16 protein-coding genes are annotated in these 20773 nt (G+C 55.5%); 8 read left to right on the top strand and 8 right to left on the bottom strand.

The window, feature by feature from the left end:
* Positions 1–47: 47 nt before the first annotated feature.
* A complete protein-coding gene (locus tag HA51_RS21135; RefSeq protein WP_084936530.1) occupies positions 48–902 on the top strand; it encodes an SDR family oxidoreductase in 855 nt (284 codons plus the stop codon).
* A gap of 317 nt (positions 903–1219) precedes the next feature.
* Complete coding sequence (gene treF, locus HA51_RS21130) at positions 1220–2878, top strand: alpha,alpha-trehalase TreF (RefSeq protein WP_084936529.1); 1659 nt, start codon at positions 1220–1222, stop codon at positions 2876–2878.
* Between the two features lie 272 nt (positions 2879–3150).
* Here the strand turns inward: treF and HA51_RS21125 are convergent, their stop codons facing one another.
* Entirely contained in the window at positions 3151–3975 is an 825-nt protein-coding gene (locus tag HA51_RS21125) for an alpha/beta fold hydrolase (RefSeq protein ID WP_084936528.1), read from the bottom strand.
* 217 nt (positions 3976–4192) lie between these two features.
* Between HA51_RS21125 and HA51_RS21120 the strand changes: the two genes are divergently transcribed.
* On the top strand, positions 4193–5782 hold the full coding sequence (locus HA51_RS21120; protein ID WP_084936527.1) for an MFS transporter: 1590 nt from the start codon (positions 4193–4195) through the stop codon (positions 5780–5782).
* 399 nt (positions 5783–6181) lie between these two features.
* On the opposite strand, the gene HA51_RS21110 is transcribed toward HA51_RS21120, so the two are convergent.
* Positions 6182–7090 (bottom strand): LysR family transcriptional regulator, encoded by a 909-nt coding sequence (locus tag HA51_RS21110; RefSeq protein ID WP_084936526.1) that lies wholly within the window; start codon positions 7088–7090, stop codon positions 6182–6184.
* 130 nt (positions 7091–7220) lie between these two features.
* Here HA51_RS21110 and HA51_RS21105 point away from each other — a divergent pair, with 130 nt between their 5' ends.
* Both HA51_RS21105 and HA51_RS21100 read left to right on the top strand, forming a co-directional pair.
* Positions 7221–7781, top strand: a complete 561-nt coding sequence (locus HA51_RS21105) for an antibiotic biosynthesis monooxygenase (RefSeq protein ID WP_084936525.1) — start codon at positions 7221–7223, stop codon at positions 7779–7781.
* Positions 7782–7800: 19 nt separating this feature from the next.
* Positions 7801–9669 (top strand): amidohydrolase, encoded by a 1869-nt coding sequence (locus HA51_RS21100; RefSeq protein ID WP_425435777.1) that lies wholly within the window; start codon positions 7801–7803, stop codon positions 9667–9669.
* A gap of 112 nt (positions 9670–9781) precedes the next feature.
* On the opposite strand, the gene HA51_RS21095 is transcribed toward HA51_RS21100, so the two are convergent.
* The gene (locus HA51_RS21095) at positions 9782–10729 is read right to left on the bottom strand and encodes a sensor domain-containing diguanylate cyclase (RefSeq protein ID WP_084936523.1); all 948 of its coding nucleotides are present in this window, start codon (positions 10727–10729) and stop codon (positions 9782–9784) included.
* A 381-nt stretch (positions 10730–11110) separates the two neighbouring features.
* Here HA51_RS21095 and uxuA point away from each other — a divergent pair, with 381 nt between their 5' ends.
* On the top strand, positions 11111–12175 hold the full coding sequence (uxuA, locus tag HA51_RS21090; RefSeq protein WP_084936579.1) for a mannonate dehydratase: 1065 nt from the start codon (positions 11111–11113) through the stop codon (positions 12173–12175).
* A 351-nt stretch (positions 12176–12526) separates the two neighbouring features.
* Here uxuA and HA51_RS21085 read toward each other — a convergent pair whose 3' ends face one another.
* A complete protein-coding gene (locus HA51_RS21085) occupies positions 12527–13615 on the bottom strand; it encodes an oxidoreductase (RefSeq protein ID WP_084936522.1) in 1089 nt (362 codons plus the stop codon).
* Positions 13616–13816: 201 nt separating this feature from the next.
* Here HA51_RS21085 and HA51_RS21080 point away from each other — a divergent pair, with 201 nt between their 5' ends.
* Both HA51_RS21080 and HA51_RS21075 read left to right on the top strand, forming a co-directional pair.
* Positions 13817–14881, top strand: a complete 1065-nt coding sequence (locus tag HA51_RS21080) for a sugar ABC transporter substrate-binding protein (RefSeq protein ID WP_084936521.1) — start codon at positions 13817–13819, stop codon at positions 14879–14881.
* Between the two features lie 7 nt (positions 14882–14888).
* The gene (locus HA51_RS21075; protein WP_084936520.1) at positions 14889–16130 is read left to right on the top strand and encodes an LVIVD repeat-containing protein; all 1242 of its coding nucleotides are present in this window, start codon (positions 14889–14891) and stop codon (positions 16128–16130) included.
* A 36-nt stretch (positions 16131–16166) separates the two neighbouring features.
* Here HA51_RS21075 and fabF read toward each other — a convergent pair whose 3' ends face one another.
* Genes fabF through HA51_RS21055 form a run of 4 tightly spaced genes read right to left on the bottom strand, consistent with a single transcriptional unit; the run spans position 16167 to position 20575 of the window.
* Complete coding sequence (fabF, locus tag HA51_RS21070; protein WP_084936519.1) at positions 16167–17429, bottom strand: beta-ketoacyl-ACP synthase II; 1263 nt, start codon at positions 17427–17429, stop codon at positions 16167–16169.
* A gap of 10 nt (positions 17430–17439) precedes the next feature.
* On the bottom strand, positions 17440–18996 hold the full coding sequence (locus HA51_RS21065) for a DHA2 family efflux MFS transporter permease subunit (protein ID WP_084936518.1): 1557 nt from the start codon (positions 18994–18996) through the stop codon (positions 17440–17442).
* Positions 18993–20033, bottom strand: a complete 1041-nt coding sequence (locus tag HA51_RS21060; RefSeq protein ID WP_084936517.1) for an HlyD family secretion protein — start codon at positions 20031–20033, stop codon at positions 18993–18995. Before HA51_RS21060 ends, HA51_RS21065 begins: the two co-directional genes overlap by 4 nt.
* Complete coding sequence (locus HA51_RS21055) at positions 20030–20575, bottom strand: winged helix-turn-helix transcriptional regulator (protein ID WP_084936516.1); 546 nt, start codon at positions 20573–20575, stop codon at positions 20030–20032. Before HA51_RS21055 ends, HA51_RS21060 begins: the two co-directional genes overlap by 4 nt.
* Between the last annotated feature and the right edge of the window lie 198 nt (positions 20576–20773).

Here is a 20773-nt window from a genome sequence, read left to right as displayed (position 1 = left end):
TATCCCTTAGGCTGTTTTCATACCAGCTCAAACTGAAGGAGAACATCATGATTGCGATTACAGGTGCCACTGGCCAACTGGGCCGTCTGGTGATTAATGAGTTACTGAAAAAAGTGCCTGCCAGCGAAGTGATTGCGGCAGTGCGTTCGCCTGAGAAAGCAGACGACCTGAAAGCGCTGGGCGTGACGCTACGCGCAGCGGATTACAGCAAGCCAGATACATTGAAAAGCGCGTTCAGCGGCGTCGATAAACTGCTGCTGATCTCTTCCAGCGAAGTCGGTCAACGTGAAGCGCAGCACCAGGCGGTGATTGATGCGGCAAAAGCGGCGGGCGTGAAATTTATCGCTTATACCAGCCTGCTGCATGCGGATACCACAACGCTAGGTTTGGGCGTAGAGCACCGTGCTACGGAAGCGATGTTAAAGGCCTCAGGCGTACCGTATGCCCTGCTGCGTAATGGCTGGTACACCGAGAACTATGCAGCCAGTATTGCCCCGGCGCTGGCGCATCACGCCTTTATTGGTGCGGTGGGCGAAGGCCGTATCTCGTCAGCAGCGCGCGTGGACTATGCTGCGGCGGCCGCTGAAGTGATAAGCCGTGACGATCAGGCAGGTAAAGTGTACGAACTCGCTGGCGATGAGAGCTATACGCTGGCCGATTTCAGCGCCGAAATTGCTAAGCAGTCCGGTGAGCAAGTGGATTACATCAACCTGCCACCCGCTGAGTTCGAAGCGGCATTGAAAGGCGCCGGTTTGCCAGATGCATTAGCAGAACTGCTGGCGGATTCCGATGCTGGTGCCGCCAAAGGTGGATTGTTCGATGATAGCCATGCGCTGAGCAAACTGATTGGTCGCCCGACCACGCCGTATGCTGAAGTTATTAAAGCCACGCTGGCAAAATAATCATGCTTCAGGCCAGCATCTGCTGGCCTGATTCCCGTCTCGTATGCCACCAAATGATCAATCAGAATGGTGGTTTTTAAGCCCAGCCTTGGCGATTTTCTTATTTACAGATAATTCTGTGCACTCATTTAAACCACCATTTCAAATGATGTTTTCATTTCCTGAAATATAGCTCGTTGTAATCACTGAAAAATCACTAAATCACCCGATCAATCGACAATATTTATTACGTTCATAGATATTTCGCATTGTTGTCTGTGCTATTCAAAGCTCTATAATTTGTCCTTTGAGCAACCAGGCAATTTCAGGAGGCCGCTATTAATACTAACCACCAGCAACGTCAAGCTTACGGGGAACACGAAGCCCATGCTGATCTGGGGTATCAATACGATCCTCACGAATTCGTACGCGAAGGGATGCAGGATTCAGAGCCAGAGCCGGAGCTGATTGAAGGTCTGCCCGCGCCGGACGCCCTTACGCCTGCCGATCGCTATATGGAACTGTTCGAGCATGTGCAGATGTCGCGCATATTTCCCGACGGGAAAACCTTCCCGGATTGCGCGCCAAAATTCGATCCGCTGGATATATTAATCCGCTATCGTCGTCGTAAACGCACGGCTGAATTCGACCTTGAAAAATTCGTGCATGACCATTTTTATTTGCCGCAGGTGAATGAAAGTTTCTATGTTTCTAATCCGGATAAAACCTTGATTGAACATATTGACGATCTGTGGCCAGTGTTAACCAAAATGCCGCAACAGCATTTACCGCACTCATCACTGCTGCCTCTGCCAAAACCGTATGTGGTGCCGGGCGGACGTTTTGGTGAGACCTATTATTGGGACTCATATTTCAGCATGCTCGGCCTTGCGGATGCCGGGCGTGACGATCTGCTGCGTGATATGGCAGACAACTTCGCGTGGCTGATTGATAACTACGGCCATGTGCCCAACGGCAACCGTACCTATTACCTTAGCCGCTCGCAGCCGCCGGTGTTTGCGTTGATGGTGGAGCTGTTTGAAGAGGACGGTATTCGCGGTGCCAAACGCTATCTTGATCAGCTGATGAAAGAGTATCAGTTCTGGATGGATGGTGCGGGCGAGCTGATGCCCCATCAGGCCTACCGCCATGTGGTGCGTATGCCAGACGGTTCGCTGCTCAACCGCTACTGGGATGACCGCGACACACCTCGTGATGAGTCGTGGATGGAAGATGTGGAAACCGCCAGCAAATCGAGTCGCCCGGCGAATGAGGTGTATCGCGATTTGCGTGCGGGTGCGGCATCGGGCTGGGATTATTCATCCCGCTGGCTGCGCGATCCTCAGCGGTTGGCCAGCATTCGCACCACCCAGTTTATTCCGGTGGACCTGAATGCGTTTCTCTACAAGCTGGAGCTGATGATCTCGACGCTGTCACACGCCAAAGGTGAAGAGCTGACGGCGCTGGCATGGCAGAAAAAAGCCGATACGCGTAAGCAGGCGATCCATCGTTACCTGTGGGATGACACCGCAGGCGTTTACCGCGATTACAACTGGCGCGATGAACGTTTTGGTGCCTTTACCGCAGCCGCAGTGGTGCCACTGTTTCTCGGCCTGGCTTCGCCAGAACAGGCCCATCTGCAAGCTATTGCGCTGCGTCAGTTGCTGCTGACCCAAGGCGGCCTGTTGACATCGATGGTAGAAAGCGGTGAACAGTGGGACAAACCGAACGCCTGGGCGCCGCTACAGTGGATGGCGATTGTGGGTCTGAACCATTACGGTGAAGAGACGCTGGCGAAAGAGATTGCGGTTAACTGGCTGAATACCGTGAATAACTTCTACTCCCTGCATCACAAGCTGGTGGAGAAGTATGACATCAGCGGTGATCGTGCGCGTCCAGGTGGCGGCGGTGAATATCCGTTGCAGGATGGATTTGGCTGGACCAACGGCGTCACGCGTCGGTTAATGTCGATGTATGGGCATTTGCTGGCGGATTAACAAAGGTGCGCATAAATGCGCACCCTACGTAAACCGCAACCGTAGGGTCGCCATTTATGGCGATCTTGCCGACAACCGCACTGTGACTTTGATGCGATTAATGACGTAATGCCGCTCGCTTAAGCCAATGAGTGCGTATTTAACTCGGTAAGCATGAATGCGCACCCTACGTAAACCGCACCCGTAGGGTCGCCATTTATGGCGACCTTGCCAATAACCGCACTGTGTCTCTGACGCCATTTATGGCGATCTCGCCGCAATAAAACGTGCGATTATTTATTACCCTGCAAGAACGCCAGCAAATCGTCGTTCAGCTGATCCTGATGGGTCACCGCAAAACCGTGCGGACCGTTCTCGTACACTTTCAGCTCCGATCCCGCGATCATCTCATGCACCAGCTTGCCGGTAGCTTCAAACGGTACGATCTGGTCGTTGCTGCCGTGAATCACCAGCGTTGGCACATCCACCTTGGCGATGTCAGCGCGGAAATCGGTCTCAGAAAACGCGGTCACGCAATCAAGTGTGCCTTTCAATGAGGCCAACAGCGCAATATTCAGCGTCTGCGTCATTACGCCATCAGAAACTGTCTGACCGGCATTGGTGCCATAGAACGGTACAGCAAAGTCTTTGATAAACTGCGCACGATCTTTCAGCAGACCCGCTTTAATGCCGTCAAACACCGCCTTCTCCACGCCTTCAGGATGATCATCAGTCTTGCCGAAGATTGGCGTCACCGCACCCAACAGCACCAGCCCTTTCACTTTCGCGGTGCCATAGCGACCGATATAGCGAGAAACATCACCGCCGCCCATTGAGAAGCCCACCAGCGTCACGTCGTCCAACTGCAAGTGTTCGATCAGCGCATGGATATCATCGGCGAAGGTATCGTAGTCATAACCTTCCCATGGCTGCTCAGAGCGACCAAAGCCGCGACGGTCAAAAGCAATGGCACGGTAACCCCGTTCTGCCAGGAAATTCAGCTGGCTTTCCCACATATCTGCATCCAGCGGCCAGCCGTGGCTGAACAGGACTGGCTGACCTTTACCCCAATCTTTGTAGTACAGGTTAACGCCGTCTTTTGCTTTGAATGTGCTCATGTTTTTTGCTCCGTAAAGTGAGTGATGTTGTGTCTGCCAATCAAACTACATCGAGCTATCGGAAAAACCTAAAGCAGAGATTTTGACAACTTGTTCAAAGATTTTTGCCCTGTCCAGCTGTCAAAAAAGCCTGGACAAGTTGACCTATTTTTTCCGCTATCAAGCGCATCGTGGGCTTCGTAAGGTGCAGACATCGCACACTGACAGGAACATGATGATGAGCCAGCAAAACCCAACAGCGCCACACGGCGGTGCCTTTTCCCCCTTCGGCTACGGGCTATTCGCCCTGATCTGGACCGCTTCAGTCCTCGGCAACACCGGCAGCTTTATCCGCGATGTCGCCAGCGCCTGGTTGGTCACCGGTTTATCCGATAACCCCACCGCCGTGGCCTTAATGCAAACCGCCGCCACCTTGCCGGTGTTTTTACTGGCGCTGCCGGCGGGCGTGCTGTCCGATATTGTCGATCGCCGCCGTCTGTTGATTGTCGTGCAGGTGTTGATGGCGAGCGTCAGCGGCACGTTACTGGTGCTGTCGCATAACAACTGGCTCACCGTAGAGTGGCTGATCGGCCTGACCTTCGTCGGCGGTATTGGCGCTGCGCTATTCGGCCCCGCATGGCAGGCGATTGTGCCGGAACTGGTGCCGCGTCATGAGCTGAAAAACGCGGTAGCGCTTAACTCGTTAGGTATTAATATTGCCCGCGCCATTGGGCCGGCCACGGGCGGTTTGCTGCTGGCAAGTTTAGGCGCTATGGCTGCCTACGGTGCCGATGTCGCAAGTTATTTTTTCGTCATCGCGGCTCTGCTGTACTGGAAGCGCCCCGCTAAAGCCAAGACCGAGCTGAATGAGCACTTCTTTGGCGCGTTCCGTGCTGGTCTGCGCTATGTCAAAGCCAGCCGTGAATTGCACCGAGTCCTGTTGCGCGCCGCGATGTATTTCGCCTTTGCAAGTGCCATTTGGGCGTTACTGCCGCTGGTAGCACGCACCATGCTGCATGGCACGGCAGGATTCTATGGCCTGCTGCTGGGTGCCGTCGGTGGCGGTGCCATTGCCGGTGCACTGCTGCTGCCGCGTCTGCGCAGCAAACTGAGTAACGACGGCTTAATGTTGCTCTCTGCGGTACTGAGCGCACTGGTGATGCTGGCGCTGGCCATGAGCCCGCCCCAGTGGCTGGCGCTGCTGTTGATGCTGGTATTGGGCGTGGGCTGGATTATTGCGCTCACCACGTTGAATGGCGTGGCACAAGCGGTATTGCCGGATTGGGTGCGCGGTCGTGGTTTGGCGGTCTATCTGATGGTGTTCAACGGCACACTGGCGGGTGGCAGCCTGGCCTGGGGTTTAATCGCACAGCAGCTGGGTCTGGCTACCACACTGCTGATTGCAGGCGCGGGTCTGGTGCTCAGTGGCTTGCTGCTGAAACGTCTGGCGCTGCCTGCGGGTGAGGCCGATCTGCAACCGGCACAGCACTGGGCTACCCCCGTTGTTCATGAAGAGGTGGATGTGCGTCGTGGGCCGGTGTTGATTCAGATTCGCTACCGCGTACCGCAGGAAGACCGTGCAGCGTTCAAACGCGCAATTCATAAGTTGGCGCAATCCCGTCGCCGCGATGGGGCCTATTCATGGGGATTGATGGAGCAAACCGATGATCCAACCGCGCTGCTGGAGTGGTTTATGGTGGAGTCATGGCAGGAGCATATGCGCCAGCACCAGCGTGTTTCCCACGCCGATGCCGAGCTACAGCAAGCGGTACTGCAATATCATCAGGGCGATGACGCACCACAGGTAAGCCATCACATTGCGATTTAAGCGAAAGTTTGTAGGGGCGTTACGCAGTGATACCTGTCAGTTAAGCATTAGGTGATAACGCAGTCTGGTGCCGCTCTGGGGCTGGCTGTCCTCGCGCCGCTGACGCGGTACCTTCACTTCTCTCGTCCGCCTGACGGACCGGCGCAGACGGGACTTTCCCTGTCCCGGCTGCGCCTTTCGCCAGCATCCATGCTGGCTCTCCTGGCTTCCTCATTCCGTTCAGCGCTGTGAAATGCCATCCCCAGAGCGGCCCCAGCCTGCTTGCTAACATCTGTTTACGCTGTTGGAAAGGGTGCTGTGGCCCGCACCAGCATGCTCAATCGTGCAATTGAAAAGGCTGCTACTCTAAGAAAACGACAGCCTCACCTGAAGAGCCCCTTAACGGACAAGCATCAGGCATTACGCAGGAGAATAAATCTCCTGCAAGCCTGGCAGCGTGAGCAAGCGCTCGCGCCACCATGTTGCCGCATTGCCACAGGCCGTTTCATTCCATGCCAAATACGCCATATCACGACGACATTCGCTATCCAACTGGCGCGCCACCAGCGCCCCACTCTCCAGATGAGGTTTCGCCAGATACAGCGGCAAATAACCGCAGCCTAAACCATCCAGCTGCGCCTGCAATTTTGCCGGGAAGTCATGCACGCTCAGCGTTTTCTGTTCATCCAGCACACGTAGGTCAATGCCTGCACCATGCCGTGAGGAGTCATGCACTGTCACCGCACGATACTGACGGATCTGCTCGCGCAGCAGCGGTTCAGGGGCTGAAGCGAGGGGATGATCTGGCGCAACGGCAAACACATACTCCAACCAGCCCAGCGGCTGGCAGACAATCTCTTTGCGCGTGGCGGGTTCTTGCACCGCGCCAAAGACAATGTCCGCTTCGCCATAATTCAGCGCTTCCCAGCAGCCTGAAAGTACGTCCTGGCGGAACTGCAGTTGAGTGTGGGGATGTTCCTGATAAAACTGATCGATCAAGGGTGTGAGAATACGAAAAGGTAATGAGGCATCCACGCTGATCACCAACTGGCTCTCCCAGCCACTCTCCACATAGCGAGCCTGTTGTTCTAATTCATTCACGGCACGCAGCAGGGTGCGGCCTTTATCCAGCATCAGACGGCCCGTTGGCGTAAACGTCGCGCGATGGCCGGAGCGATCCAGCAGCGTTATTTTTAGATCGCTCTCCATTTTTTGCACGGTGTAGCTCAATGCCGAGGCGGTTTTAAACAAGCGCGCCGCCGCTGCCGCAAAGGTGCCGTGACGATCCAGCGCATCCAAAATCAGCAGCGCTTCAAGGTTTAAACGCATTCCCCATCTCTCCCCAAAAATTGTTGAACAACAACCCAAAATCTATCCGTTATCAATAAACGCTCTCATTTCGTATTTTTTTACTCAACGAAGCAAGCACTTTCACCAGCGGAAAATGAAGGAATACACCATGAATTACTCACAACAGGCCAACCATGTGACGCTGGTGATTACTCACAGCATCCTGCCTGAAAAGCAGGCTGACTATGAACAATGGCTCGATACCATCATGCCGCAAGCCGCCAGCTTTCCCGGCCACCTTGGCGTTAACGTGCTGCGTCCGGTCCACGGCGATAGCGCCTACACCGTGCTGATCCGTTTTACCGGACTGGATGAGCTGTACGCCTGGTTAAAATCCGATCAGCGCAAAGCGTTGATCAAAGACCTGCCAACGATGCTGGCCCAGCCGGAGCATATTGAAGTACGCCCCGGTGCCGCTTTCTGGTTTACCCCAACACAAAAAGGCCAGGTCAAACCGCCGAAATGGAAACAATACTTACTGACGCTGGGGGTGATTTTCCCCTCAACCAACCTGGTGCCGTGGTTCTGGAATCAGGTATTGCCCGCCGCGCACGGCACGCTGTGGGGCCACTTGCTGAATGATGCCAGCGTGGTGGCACTGGTGGTGTTCCTGTGGATGCCGATGGTCACTCGTGTGTTGAAACAGTGGCTGATTGGCCGCAACGCGTAATCTAACTGGAGAAGAGATGATGACAACGGCCTCACTGATTTTTACCAACGGCAAATTCCACACCGTGGATCGCGCCAACCCTCTCGCCACCGCAGTCGCGATTAAAGATGGCAAATTTCTTGCCGTCGGCAGCGAAGCGGAAGTCATGCAATTTGCAGGCAACGATACTCAAATCATTGATGCGAAAGGCCACACCGGCATTCCCGGTCTTAATGATTCACACCTACACCTGATTCGCGGCGGCCTCAACTACAACCTGGAATTGCGCTGGGAAGGTGTTCCTTCTCTCGCCGACGCGCTGCGCATGCTGCGCGAACAGGCACTGCGTACGCCATCACCCCAGTGGGTACGCGTGGTCGGCGGCTGGAGTGAGTTCCAGTTTGCAGAACGTCGTATGCCCACACTGGATGAGATCAACGCTGCCGCGCCGGATACGCCAGTATTCATTCTGCACCTGTACGATCGCGCCCTACTCAACCGCGCCGCACTGCGCGTGGTGGGTTATACCAAAGACACGCCAAACCCGCCGGGCGGTGAGATCCAGCGCGACAGCAATGGCAATCCAACCGGTATGCTGATTGCCCGCCCTAACGCCATGCTGCTGTACGCCACGCTGGCGAAAGGCCCCAAGCTGCCGCTGGAGCAACAGGTCAACTCCACCCGTCAGTTTATGCGTGAACTGAATCGCCTCGGCCTGACCAGCGCCATTGATGCTGGTGGCGGCTTCCAGAACTATCCCGATGATTACGATGTGATTTCTGAGCTACACGCTAAAATGCAGCTGACGGTGCGTATCGCCTATAACCTGTTCACCCAAAATCCCGGTAACGAATTGGGAGATTTTGAGAAATGGACCGATATGCTGAAGCCGGGCCAGGGCACGGATTTCCTGCGTCACAATGGTGCAGGTGAGATGCTGGTGTTCTCCGCGGCCGATTTCGAAGACTTCCTTGAGCCACGTCCCGATCTCGCACCGGGCATGGAAGATGAACTGGAGCGCGTGGTGCGTCACTTGGTTGAGCATCGCTGGCCGTTCCGCCTGCATGCCACCTATAACGAATCGATCAGCCGCATGCTGGACGTGTTTGAAAAAGTAAACCGCGACATTCCGTTCAACGGCTTGCACTGGTTCTTTGACCACGCAGAAACCATTACCGAGGCCAACATTGAACGTGTGAAAGCGTTGGGCGGTGGGCTGGCGGTGCAGCATCGTATGGCGTTTCAGGGGGAATACTTTGTTGACCGCTACGGCAAAGAAGCGGCGAAACAGACCCCGCCGGTTGCACGGATGTTGGAGGCGGGCGTGCCGGTAGGTTTAGGGACGGATGCCACCCGCGTGGCCAGTTATAACCCATGGACTGCGCTCTACTGGCTGGTTTCAGGCCGTACCGTGGGCGGCTTGCAGTTGTACGATGATAATGCTCGTATCGATCGTGAAACCGCACTGATGTTGTGGACCAAAGGCAGCGCGTGGTTCTCCAGCGAACAAAATGCCAAAGGTGAGATCAAAGTTGGTCAGCTGGCGGATCTGGTGCTGTTGTCGAAAGATTTCTTCAGCGTGCCAGAAGAGGAAATTAAAGGGATTGAATCCGTGTTGACGCTGGTCGATGGTGAAGTGGTGTATGCCGCTGGCGGGTTCACGCCGCTGTCTCCACCACCGGTGCCGGTGCTGCCGGAGTGGTCACCGGTGGTCAACGTACCGGGCCACTATCGCAGCGCACCACCGCAAGCCAGTGGTCGTGCGGCGATGATGCCAAAAGTGCACCAGTGTAGCGGCCCTTGTGGTGTACACAGCCACTCGCACGATGTGGCACGTCAGTCATCCGTGCCGGTTTCCGATAACAATGCATTCTGGGGTGCGCTCGGCTGTTCTTGCTTTGCGTTTTAATTTCGGTGCGGTGCCCAACGCCGCACCATTCGTAGCTGCGCGATTTATCGCGCGTGCCTGAAGCGGCGCTGTCGCTGAGCGGTGCGCAATAAATCGCGTCACTACGGTGAATTTACCCCGCCAAACCAAAGCCTTGCTTGCCGTTCTTCTTAATCAAATACATCGCTTCATCGGCGCGCGTCAGCGCCTCATCAAAAGTGTGATGCTCCTGAACCGGTGCCACGCCAATCGAGGCACCGATCTGCGCATGGCCGTTATCGACATCAAACGGCGTGAGTGCGGCATCCAACACCGCATTCATCATGATGCGCACCTTAGGAAAATCGATCAGGAACGGCATGAGCAACACGAATTCGTCTCCGCCCAGGCGTCCGACAACCACATTCGGTGGCAACAAATCACTGATGCGTTGGCTGAGCTGAATCAATACTTCATCACCACTGCGATGGCCGAGGGTGTCGTTAACATGCTTGAAGTTATCGAGGTCGATAAAGGCGATACACAAGGGTCCCTGCGCTTTCATCTTGGTGAAATGAGTTTGCAGCGCGTGGCGGTTGGTTAGGCCGGTCAGCGGATCGTGATGCGCCAGAGAGGAAAGCTGCGCTTCGTACTGCTTCTCTTTGGTCATATCGATGTGGGTGCCGGTGACTTTGAGGGGATTGCCCTCTTCGTCCCACTCGGTGACACGGCCGCGATCCAGTACCCAGGTAATTTTGTCATTCTTACCCAGCATGCGGTGCAGCGCTTCATAGTAGGGCGCGCGCCCTTCTATATGATCGTAAAAGGCTTTCAATACCTCATCGGCATCGTCGGGATGCAGGCGATCACGCCAGACGTCAAACTGCGCTTTGGTCTCTTTCGGCTGAAAACCCAGCATTGAGCCCCAGCGACGATTGAAAATCACCAGCTTGCCGCTAGGAATATCCAACTGCCACAGACATAAACCGGTTCCATCCAGCGCCGCACTCAGCTTGTTACGCGCGTCATGCGCTATGCGCTTTAAGCGCGCATTATGCTTTTTCAGATTCTGAATCTGCTGACGTAGCGCTTCTTCGGACATAATGACGGTCGGAGAGGAAATAAGAGCTATTTTGCCTGCCTGGAAGTTTCTGTAAATAAAACAAATGAAAAGCCGATCAGCAGCGGTAAATTGCGCGGACCTCAGACGGAACGGCGAAATTATCCTGAAAATTCAGTTAACAAAACTTTCTTTAGCGAAAGCAGGCAGTGGAATACGCGCCCACTCACGAAGCAAATCATTCCTCAATGCGCTCGGCATCTGCATCAAATTTCGCGCCGAACCCCTAAACACCTCCCCAGCCGAAAGAATTACGTTCTGTGACGCGGATCAAGGGTTATTCGCTGGGCGATGCTGTCATCATGTTTACTAGAATGGTAGTTTAACAGTTATCGCAGCAACACGATGACGGTGGATGAGATTATGCAACTGACAATGCGTTGGTTTGGTCCGAAAGAAGATAAAGTTTCGCTGGAATATATTCGCCAGGTGCCGGGTGTACGCGGCGTGGTCGGCGCACTGTACGATGTGCCCGTCGGGGAAACCTGGCCCAAGGATAAGATTAAAGCACTGGTTGATCAGGTGCATGCCGCCGGGCTGACGGTCGAAGTGATCGAGAGCGTGAACATTCACGACGACATCAAGATCGGCCTGCCGAGCCGCGATCAATATATCGAGAATTATAAGCAGAGCATCCGCAACCTCGCCGAAGTGGGCGTGAAGGTGATCTGCTACAACTTCATGCCGGTGTTTGACTGGATGAAGACCGACATGAACTACGTGCTGCCAGACGGCTCAATCACCATGGCGTTCGAAAAGAAAGGCATCGATAAGAGCCTCGACGAAGTGGTGCAGGAAGTCCTCGGCAATTCGAACGGTTTCGCGCTGCCGGGCTGGGAACCAGAGCGCCTGGCGAAAGTGCAGGATCTGTTCGCACAATATAAAGATGTCGATGATGCCAAATTGCGTGAAAACCTGGCTTACTTCCTGAAAGCGGTGATCCCGGTATGTGAAGAAGTGGGCGTGAAGATGGCGATCCACCCTGACGATCCACCGTACTCGATCTTCGGTCTGCCACGCATTGTGAAGAATCGCGAGGATCTCGACTGGATCTGTAATGTGGTGGATTCGGAGGCCAACGGCATCACGCTGTGCACCGGATCGATTGCGGAAGATCCGCAGAACGACGTGTACGGCATTCTGGCGGAATTCTCTCGCCGCAAACGTATTCCGTTTGCGCACGTGCGTAACATCAAGATTATTCAGGATAAAGATTTCTACGAGTGCGCGCACCCGACGGAATACGGTTCACTGGATATGTATAAAGTGCTGCAGTCGATGCATGACAACGGCTTCGATGGCTACATCCGTTCGGATCACGGCCGCTTTATCTGGGGCGAAACCGGTCGCCCAGGCTATGGCTTGTATGACCGCGCACTCGGCACCACTTACCTGATGGGCCTGTGGGAAGCACTGAGTAAGCGTTAGAACAATGCTTGTCAGTTCAGCGCTTTTTCGGTCGCCATGAATGGCGACCCTACATTGTTCGGTGCAGTTTTTGTAGGGTGCAGTTTTTGTAGGGTGCAGTTTTCGTCCGGTGCGGTTTTCGTAGGGTGCAGTTTTCGTCCGGTGCAGTTTTCGAAGGGTGCGGTTTTCGTCCGGTGCATTTTTCGAAGGGTGCGGTTTTCGTCCGGTGCAGTTTTTCGTAGGGTGCGCATTCATGCGTACCGAACAAACCACCTTGTAGCGGCGCAATTTATTGCGTATTTCTGAAACAGCAGTGTCGCTGACAGAGGTGCAATTCATAGCGCCGTTACTGATTTCACCGATTTATCGCGCTTATTGCCCCAACGCCTCCACCTTCTCCAGCGCCGCCCACAACGTGGCGGGCGTCAGTGAAATCGGCAAATAATAAATCGACTCCCCGGCTCGCAACGTATGATGTATAACGCGTTCGACCTGATCACGTTGCCTAATATCCACATCCAACTGTGCCAGCGTCGTCGGGAGATCGAAACGTTTATAGGCGGCAATCAACTGCGCGAGTACCTCATCCTGCCCCAGCAGTGCACTCTGCACCAAAATGCCATAGGCCACTTTGGTGCCGTGCAGGAACTTAGCGGTTTGTGGCAATACAGTTAAACCGTTATGCACGGCATGTGCCGCCGCGATACGCGTGTAGCGTTCACCTAATCCGCCCACCATGCCCCCACCCGCCACAATCGCATCCACCACATCACGAAATGCCAGAGTCAGCTGCTGTAACTGCTGATCGGCTAAAGCCGCTTCGCTTTTATCCAACAGCACATCACGCAGCGTTGCTGCGATGTCCAGTCCCAGACGCACCGTAAGCGGCAGCTCTGCGGGCTTTGGCGCCAACACTACCGCTTCGTACCATTTTGCCAAGGTATCGCCGATACCCGCCTGCAAATAACGCGCGGGGGCTTGCAGAATGATTTGTGGCTCTAGCAACAACAGGTGATTAGCCTGCGGGAAGACTTCAAAATGGAGTGCTTCACCCGCATCGTTATACCAGACCGACAACGGTGTCCAAGCCGCACAGGTCGCCGCAATCGTAGGAATGGTGACCACCGGAAGTCCCAACCGATGTGCCAGCGCTTTTGCCGTATCGAGTACTGTGCCACCGCCAACGCCTATGACGACCTGGCGATCCTCACCCGCTTCCTGCGCTAAGGCCGTCACTGCTGGCCCACTACAATGTCCAGCGAACACCGATATTTTTGCCCCTGGCAAATCGAGCCAAGGCTCCAGCCACGGCTGCGCGGCGACCAGCGCTCGCTCTCCTGTGACCCAAAAGGCCCTACCTAACTGTTCTGCGCTGTAGTAATCCGCTAAACGGGCTATCGCGCCAGGATGTGAATAGTAATTGGCCGGGCCTGGTACAACCTGGATGTGGTGCTCGCTCATAAGATTTCCCCGTTGAAATAATGCGCTATGGTCTGCCGCCCGCTTTGCCAAAGCTAATGATTTATCTGACTTAACTTATGCATTTTCCTTGATTGCCAAGCCGTATCAGAGGATGAAAAATCCGATCAGATCGCCCGCTCATTACAACCACAAACCAGCGGGGCGCGAACTGCAACTCATACATCTTCTTCGGGGAACATCATGAAAAAATGGGCTTTATCACTGGTTACACTGGCGCTACTGAGTAGCACCGTCACCGCTGCGGATACACTGCCGCCCTTGCCTGCTAAGTTGGCTAACCATCAAGGGCCGATTCGTATTGCGGTGATCCGCAATTTGGGCTCTGACGATAACACCACCCAGTTTGTCGCCGGTGCCGTGCAGCAAGCCAAGCAACTGGGTTTTAAGGTCAGCACCTTCCTCAGCCAAGGGGATGATGCGCGTTTTCAGGATTTCGTAAACCAGGCGATTAGCCAAAAATACGATGGCATTATTCTGTCGCAGGGCCGCGCGCCCTACTCTGAAGCGTTAGTGAAACGCATCCACGACAGCGGTATTGCCGTCTCAGTATTTGATACCGCCGTCGACCAGGTGCCGGATGGCGTAACCGTCACCCAGCAGGATGATGCTTCACTGGCAGAGGAATCGCTCAAACCGCTGATCAAAGATTTCAACGGCAAGGCGAATATCGTCAAACTGTGGGTGGCAGGCTTCCCGCCGATGGAACGCCGCCAGACTGCATGGCAGCAAATTTCGAAAGCCAATCCGGGTATTCATGAGCTGGAATCAATTGGTGCAGTGTCAGCAGACGTTCAGGGCGATACCGCCAATAAAATCGGTGCGATTCTGGCTAAGTATCCGAAAGGAAAAATCGACGCTATCTGGGGAACCTGGGATGCATTCAGTCAGGGTGCCTATAAAGCGCTGCAGGAAAATGGGCGTACCGAGATCAAACTCTACAGCATTGATATCTCAAACCAAGACTTGCAGTTGATGCGTGAAAAGAATAGCCCCTGGAAAGTCAGCGTGGCGGTCGATCCCAAGCTGATTGGCGCAGTTAACGTGCGTTTGCTGGCTTATAAAATTGCCGGCGAACCAACCCCAGCCCACTATGAATTTAAAGGCGCCGTGATCACCCAAGATCTGGTTAATGGTCAACCTGGCGCAGCTAACGTGGCAGGATTGCAGAAAGTCATTCCAGGCTGGGGCCAGAGCAGCGATTTCGTTGCGCCATGGTTTGCTACGCTTGCCGAGAAAGCCAAGTGAGGCTCTGATGACGCAGCTTCCTACTCCCGAATACAGCCGCAATATGCGGCTGATAGGTCATAGCGATCAGGGTGGCCGCCCTGACGGCGTGCAGGTGATGGTGCATCGCGGTTTTGCCTACGTTGGGCATATGGTGTCGCAGGGATTTAGCGTGATTGACGTGCGCGATCCGCGTCAGCCAAAAACGGTGAATTATGTTGCCGCCCCACCCGGCACGTGGAATGTCCACTTGCAGGCCCATGACGACTTGTTGTTGGTGATTAACGCACGCGACCTGTTTGCTGATGTGCGTTTCGCTGATGAGAAGGTCTATTACACCCGCTCGGTCGGCCACACCACCGCCGATATTCAGGAAAAGAGCTGGCAATCCGGCCTGCGGATTTTTGATATATCCTCGCCAACCCAGCCGCGTGAGATCGCTTTCCTACATCTCGACGGGATTGGTATTCACCGTATCTGGTATGTCGGCGGGCGTTGGGCTTATGTCTCCGCTCTGATCGATGGCTTCAGTGATTACATTCTTCTGACTATTGATCTTGCCGATCCACGTCAGCCACAGGTTGTAGGTCGCTGGTGGCTACCGGGTATGCACACGGCGGGTGGTGAAACACCCGACTGGGAGCAAGGCAAACGTTATGCGCTGCACCATGCCATCATCAGTGGTGATACCGCTTATGGCTGCTGGCGCGACGGCGGCTTAACGCTGCTGGATGTCAGCGATCGCGCTGCACCACAGTTAATCAGCCATCGTAACTGGAGCCCGCCGTTTGGTGGGGGCACCCACACCGCATTGCCCTTACCCGATCGCAATTTACTGGTGGTGTTAGATGAAGCGGTGCTGGATGAGCAGCAGGATGGCGAGAAATTAATATGGCTGTTTGATATCCGTGAACCCGCCAATCCGATTAGCCTGGCCACTTTCCCACAGCCGGATGAGCGTGATTATGTCGCCAAAGGGGCACACTTCGGTCCTCACAATCTGCATGAGAATCGCCCCGGCAGCTTCGTCAGTGATACGTTGATTTTTGCTACCTATCAGAACGCCGGGGTGCGAGCCTATGACATATCGAATCCCTATCAGCCAAAAGAGGCCGGAGCCTTAGTGCCCGCAGCACCCGCGCGCATGATGGATACACGCCCGGATCGTCCACAGGTGATTCAAAGCTGCGACGTGTTTGTGGATGCTGAAGGCATTATCTACAGCACCGATTACAACGGCGGATTGTCGATCATTGAATATCGCGGATAGCTCTGAGCAGGGTCGCCAATAGTGGCGACCTGCTTGTTACACCCAGCCCTTAAACAACAGGCTGGCATTCACGCCGCCAAAGCCAAAACCGTTCGACAACACATACTGCATCGCCAGCGGTTGCGGTTTTAACGCCACCAAATTCAGCCCGGCTGCGGCTTCGTCAGGGTGCAGCAGATTAAGCGTCGGTGGTGCGATTTGATCCCGTAGCGCCAGGATCGAGAAGATCGCTTCTACTCCGCCCGCAGCGCCGAGCAGATGCCCGGTGGCTGATTTGGTCGAGGTGATGGCCACCTCGCTGCCCGCAAACAGCGTGCGGATCGCCGCCAGTTCACCCTTATCCCCCACAGGCGTCGAGGTGGCATGCGCATTAATGTGCTGCACGTCGGCAGGAGTAATGCCCGCCTGCGCCAGCGCAGTCTCCATCGCACGGCTCGCGCCTTCACCGCTTTCCGGTCCAGCAGTGAGATGGTATGCATCAGCGCTGGTGCCGTAACCGACAAGCTCTGCCAGCGGTGTCGCACCGCGAGCCTGCGCATGCTCCAGTGATTCAATCACCAGCAAGCCTGCGCCTTCCCCCATCACGAAGCCATCGCGATCGCGATCAAACGGGCGTGATGCCTGCTCAGGGTGATCGTTAAAACCCCCTGACATCGCTTTCGCGGCGGCAAATCCCGCCAGGCTCACGCGATGGATCGCCGCTTCAGTGCCGCCGCACAGCGCAATATCCGCCTCGCCGCTGCGGATCAGGCGTGCCGCATCGCCAATTGCCTGCGCGCCCGCTGCACAGGCGGTCACCGGTGCACCAATAGGACCACGAAAGCCGTGGGCAATCGACACATGTCCCGCCGCCAGATTGGCGAGGAATGAAGGAATGGTGAAAGGCGACAGTCGGCGTGGACCGCGATTGGCGGTGGTTTCCACCGCATTGGCGATTTCATTGAAGCCGCCGATTCCGGTCGCTATCACCGTGGCGGTACGCTGGCGCAGCGCCTCATCCTGCGGGAACCAGTTGGCTTGCGTCAGCGCCTCATGCGCCGCCACCAGCGCGAACTCAATAAAGCGATCCATTTTCTTGCGATCTTTCGGCGCGATCACGCGTTCGGGATCGAAGCCATGCTGAGGATCTTGCTCCAACGTCGGCACCTGCCCTGCGACTTTGCAGCTAATGTCCTGCACCATCTCTTCCGGCAAGGCACTGATGCCGGATTTGCCCGCCAAGAGTGACTGCCATACCGCTTCCGTGCCGCAGCCAAGCGGCGAAACCAATCCCATGCCTGTAATCACAATACGTTTCATTGATAACTCCTTAAGCCGCGGGCTTTTTCATTAAGGGAACCAGCAGCGCGGCGATACAAAATCCGACCATAATCAGCCAGAATGCGTCCGAAAAAGCCTGCGTCCGCGCCTCGCGCAGGGTGAGTGAAGCCAGAGATTGCAGCGCTGCAGTGTGCGCGGCATCCGGGCTTAATCCGTTGAGTACCAAGGCTGCGGTGCGCGATTGTAGATAGTCACCGAGCGACAGGCTGGCAGTGTTGAGATGGTCAGCCAGGCGACTGAAGTGCAGGTTCGTGCGGTCGTTGAGCACGGTGCCGCACAGCGCGATGCCGATGGCTCCGCCAAGATTGCGCATCAGATTAAATAGCCCTGAGGCTAATTTTAGTCGTGCAGGCGGCAAGCTGCCGAGAGTTAGCGTGACGGTAGGCGCCACGGCAAACTGCTGTGCCATACCGCGAAAAGCCTGTGGAAACAGCAGCTCCTTGGCACCCCAGTCGTGGGTGATGGGCACGAAAAAAAACATTGAGACACCAAAACTCATCAGCCCAAACGCCAGCAAAATGCGCAGATCGACGCGATTTGCCAGCCACGCATAAAACGGGATCGACAGGATCTGGAAAATGCCGGTAGAGAAGATCGCCAGCCCGATCTCCAGCGCGCTAAAGCCGCGCACCTGGCTGAGAAACAGCGGCGTGAGATAGATGGTGGCGAAGATCCCCACTCCAGCCATAAACGAGAAATAACAGCCGAGGGTAAAGCCCGGATCTTTCAGGGCGCGGAGATCCATAATCGGTTTCGCATGATTCAAGGTGCGGATCACGAACAGGACGCCACACACCAAAGCGATCCAGCCCGTGGTCGTGATGGTGCTATCGTCAAACCAACCCCAACGCGGTCCCTCTTCCAGCGTGTATTCCAGACAGCCCAGCGACAGTGCCAGCAACAGAATGCTGAAGTAATCCGCTCCACGTAGCAGTTCACGGTTGGGGCTGTCGATCTTCACCAACATCGGCACCGCAATGGCAATATAAATGCCGGGAATGATGTTGATGTAAAACAGCCAGTGCCAGCTGGAATTATCGGTGATCCAGCCGCCGACCGTCGGCCCCAGCGTTGGCGCTAACGAGGCCAACGCGCCCACAGTGGCGGCCGCAATCACCCGCTGCTTGCCCTGAAAGAAAGCAAAGGCGGTGGTGAACACTAGCGGGATCATCGAGCCGCCCGCCAACCCCTGTAAGGCGCGGAAAGCGATCATGCTCTGGATGTTCCACGCCCAGGCACAAAGTAAACTCATCAGCGTGAAGCCACAGGCTGAAGCGGCAAACAGCCAGCGCGTAGACATCACGCTCGCCAGCCAGCCGGAAAGCGGAATAATGATGATTTCCGCGATCAGATAGCTGGTTTGTACCCATACGGTTTCGTCATCACCCGCTGATAACCCTCCGCCAATATCCCGCAGCGAAGCCGAGACGATCTGGATATCCAGCAAGGCGATAAACATGCCAATGCACATCGTGGCGAAGGCAAAGACCTTTTTGCTGACCGGCATCTCAGCCGGTGCCAGCAGCGGCGCGGCGACGCTGCTCATCGCACGCTTCTCTCATCGACCGTGACCGTCACAGAGAGGCCCGGACGTAACAGCCCAAGCACCGCCGCATCCCCGTCCAACACAATGCGTACCGGCACACGTTGGACGATCTTGGTGAAGTTGCCGGTGGCATTCTCTGCCGGGAGAATGCTAAAACGCGACCCGGTGGCCGGTGACAAGCTGCCAACATGGCCGTCGAAGGTGCGGCCGGGTAACACGTCCGCCACGATATGCGCCGTTTGTCCGGGTCGCATATTGGCCAGTTGGCTCTCTTTGAAGTTGGCATCGATCCATAGCCCCTGCGCCGGCACCAGCGACAGCAGTTGTGTGCCGCTGCTGACAAACGAGCCTGACCACGCACGACGATTGCCGACGACACCATCAAAAGGAGCGCGGATTTCAGTGTATTCGAGGTTAAGCTTCGCCATTGCCAAGCCTGCTTGCGCCTGCGCTAACGCCGCTTTGGCCTGCTGCTCACGCGCATCCAGCACCTGCAACTGGCGCTCGGCGACGGTTTTATCGGCGCGGCTTTTGCCCTCTTCGGCTATCGCCTGATGGTAATCCGCTTGTGCATGATCGCGAATCTGCTGCGAGACTGCTGCGCTACTCGCTAAGGCAGTGTAACGGCGTTGATCCGAGGTGGTTTTCTGCGTGACCGCCTGTGCTGCCAACACAGAGGCGTGCATACCGGCGATGGTAGCCAGCTGCAACTGGCGTGTGGCTGCAATATCACTCAAGGCTGCCTGCTGTGCGGCCACTTCACCCGCCGCCTGATCCCGCGCGGCCAGATAATCCCGGTTATCCAGCTGCACCAGCAAATCGCCCTTTTTCACCGACGTGTTGTCCTGCACTGCCAACGTGTAGATATAGCCGGAAACCTTCGCGGAGATGGCGCTGATATCCGCACCGACATAAGCATCGTCGGTCGAGGGCATAAAGCGCGCCGTGTGCCACCAATAGTAGCCATAACCCGCCAGTGCCACACCGCCGAGTGTCAGCGCCAGTAACAGCGCCGACTTTTTGCGGGTGAGGGTCATGATTGCTTCTCTGACAGCGCGGGCGGCGCGAATTTCTGTTTGGTGTCGCCAGCACGTTTTTTCTGCAGGTAATCATGGCGATAGTGCATCATCGGCACTGCCGCAGGACTCGGCACCATTTGGTATTTATCGAGCGTCAGCGGCTGACCATTTTCGCTATCGACCAGTTGCAGTTTCACCGGGCGTTGCGTGGAGGTTTCCACCAACTGCATCTGACGTCCTTCCGGCGAGAAGTGGCTGCTGCCCCACTCGGCCAGCGCTAGAATCACACCGCGAAAATCACGCCCGGCCGGGGTGAGATGGTATTCGTAGCGAGCGGGCGTGGTGCTGTAGCACACCTTCTCCAGTAAGCCATCTTCCACCAGCTCTTTCAGGCGACGCGACAGGATGTTCGGCGCAACGCCGCTGCTTTTTTGGAACTCATCAAAGCGGGTAAAGCCAGCCAGCGCATCACGCATGATCAGCATGCTCCAGCCATCTCCAACGCGGCCAAGGCTGCGGGCGATAGGACAAGGCATGTGGTAAAGCGGTTCGTTTTTCATGAGGGATATTCCGCGAAAGCTTAATGCGGGATACTGTTGCAGAGTGACTTTCATTTTGCAAGTGACTTGCATAATGAAAGCAAGGAGTGTTCAGTTTCCAGGGGCGCATAAATGCGCCCCCTACGAAATCTCCTTCCACCATAGAGGGCTTTAATGCGCACATTTGAAATCGCCCTTCCACCGTAGAGGGCTTTTATG

The sequence above is a fragment of the Pantoea rwandensis genome (assembly GCF_002095475.1).
GTDB classification, from domain to species: Bacteria; Pseudomonadota; Gammaproteobacteria; order Enterobacterales; family Enterobacteriaceae; genus Pantoea; species Pantoea rwandensis.
Note: the sequence above shows the minus strand (reverse complement) of the source record. Positions and strands in the feature narration are given on the sequence as shown.

What these genes read in the sequence shown, in the direction of transcription:
- HA51_RS21135 (WP_084936530.1), top strand. Translation starts at nt 48, where the DNA reads ATGATTGCGATTACAGGTGCCACTGGCCAACTGGGCCGTCTGGTGATT.
- HA51_RS21125 (WP_084936528.1), bottom strand. Translation starts at nt 3,975, where the DNA reads ATGAGCACATTCAAAGCAAAAGACGGCGTTAACCTGTACTACAAAGAT.
- HA51_RS21120 (WP_084936527.1), top strand. Translation starts at nt 4,193, where the DNA reads ATGAGCCAGCAAAACCCAACAGCGCCACACGGCGGTGCCTTTTCCCCC.
- HA51_RS21110 (WP_084936526.1), bottom strand. Translation starts at nt 7,090, where the DNA reads ATGCGTTTAAACCTTGAAGCGCTGCTGATTTTGGATGCGCTGGATCGT.
- HA51_RS21105 (WP_084936525.1), top strand. Translation starts at nt 7,221, where the DNA reads ATGAATTACTCACAACAGGCCAACCATGTGACGCTGGTGATTACTCAC.
- HA51_RS21100 (WP_425435777.1), top strand. Translation starts at nt 7,801, where the DNA reads ATGACAACGGCCTCACTGATTTTTACCAACGGCAAATTCCACACCGTG.
- HA51_RS21095 (WP_084936523.1), bottom strand. Translation starts at nt 10,729, where the DNA reads ATGTCCGAAGAAGCGCTACGTCAGCAGATTCAGAATCTGAAAAAGCAT.
- uxuA (WP_084936579.1), top strand. Translation starts at nt 11,111, where the DNA reads ATGCAACTGACAATGCGTTGGTTTGGTCCGAAAGAAGATAAAGTTTCG.
- HA51_RS21085 (WP_084936522.1), bottom strand. Translation starts at nt 13,615, where the DNA reads ATGAGCGAGCACCACATCCAGGTTGTACCAGGCCCGGCCAATTACTAT.
- HA51_RS21080 (WP_084936521.1), top strand. Translation starts at nt 13,817, where the DNA reads ATGAAAAAATGGGCTTTATCACTGGTTACACTGGCGCTACTGAGTAGC.
- HA51_RS21075 (WP_084936520.1), top strand. Translation starts at nt 14,889, where the DNA reads ATGACGCAGCTTCCTACTCCCGAATACAGCCGCAATATGCGGCTGATA.
- fabF (WP_084936519.1), bottom strand. Translation starts at nt 17,429, where the DNA reads ATGAAACGTATTGTGATTACAGGCATGGGATTGGTTTCGCCGCTTGGC.
- HA51_RS21065 (WP_084936518.1), bottom strand. Translation starts at nt 18,996, where the DNA reads ATGAGCAGCGTCGCCGCGCCGCTGCTGGCACCGGCTGAGATGCCGGTC.
- HA51_RS21060 (WP_084936517.1), bottom strand. Translation starts at nt 20,033, where the DNA reads ATGACCCTCACCCGCAAAAAGTCGGCGCTGTTACTGGCGCTGACACTC.
- HA51_RS21055 (WP_084936516.1), bottom strand. Translation starts at nt 20,575, where the DNA reads ATGAAAAACGAACCGCTTTACCACATGCCTTGTCCTATCGCCCGCAGC.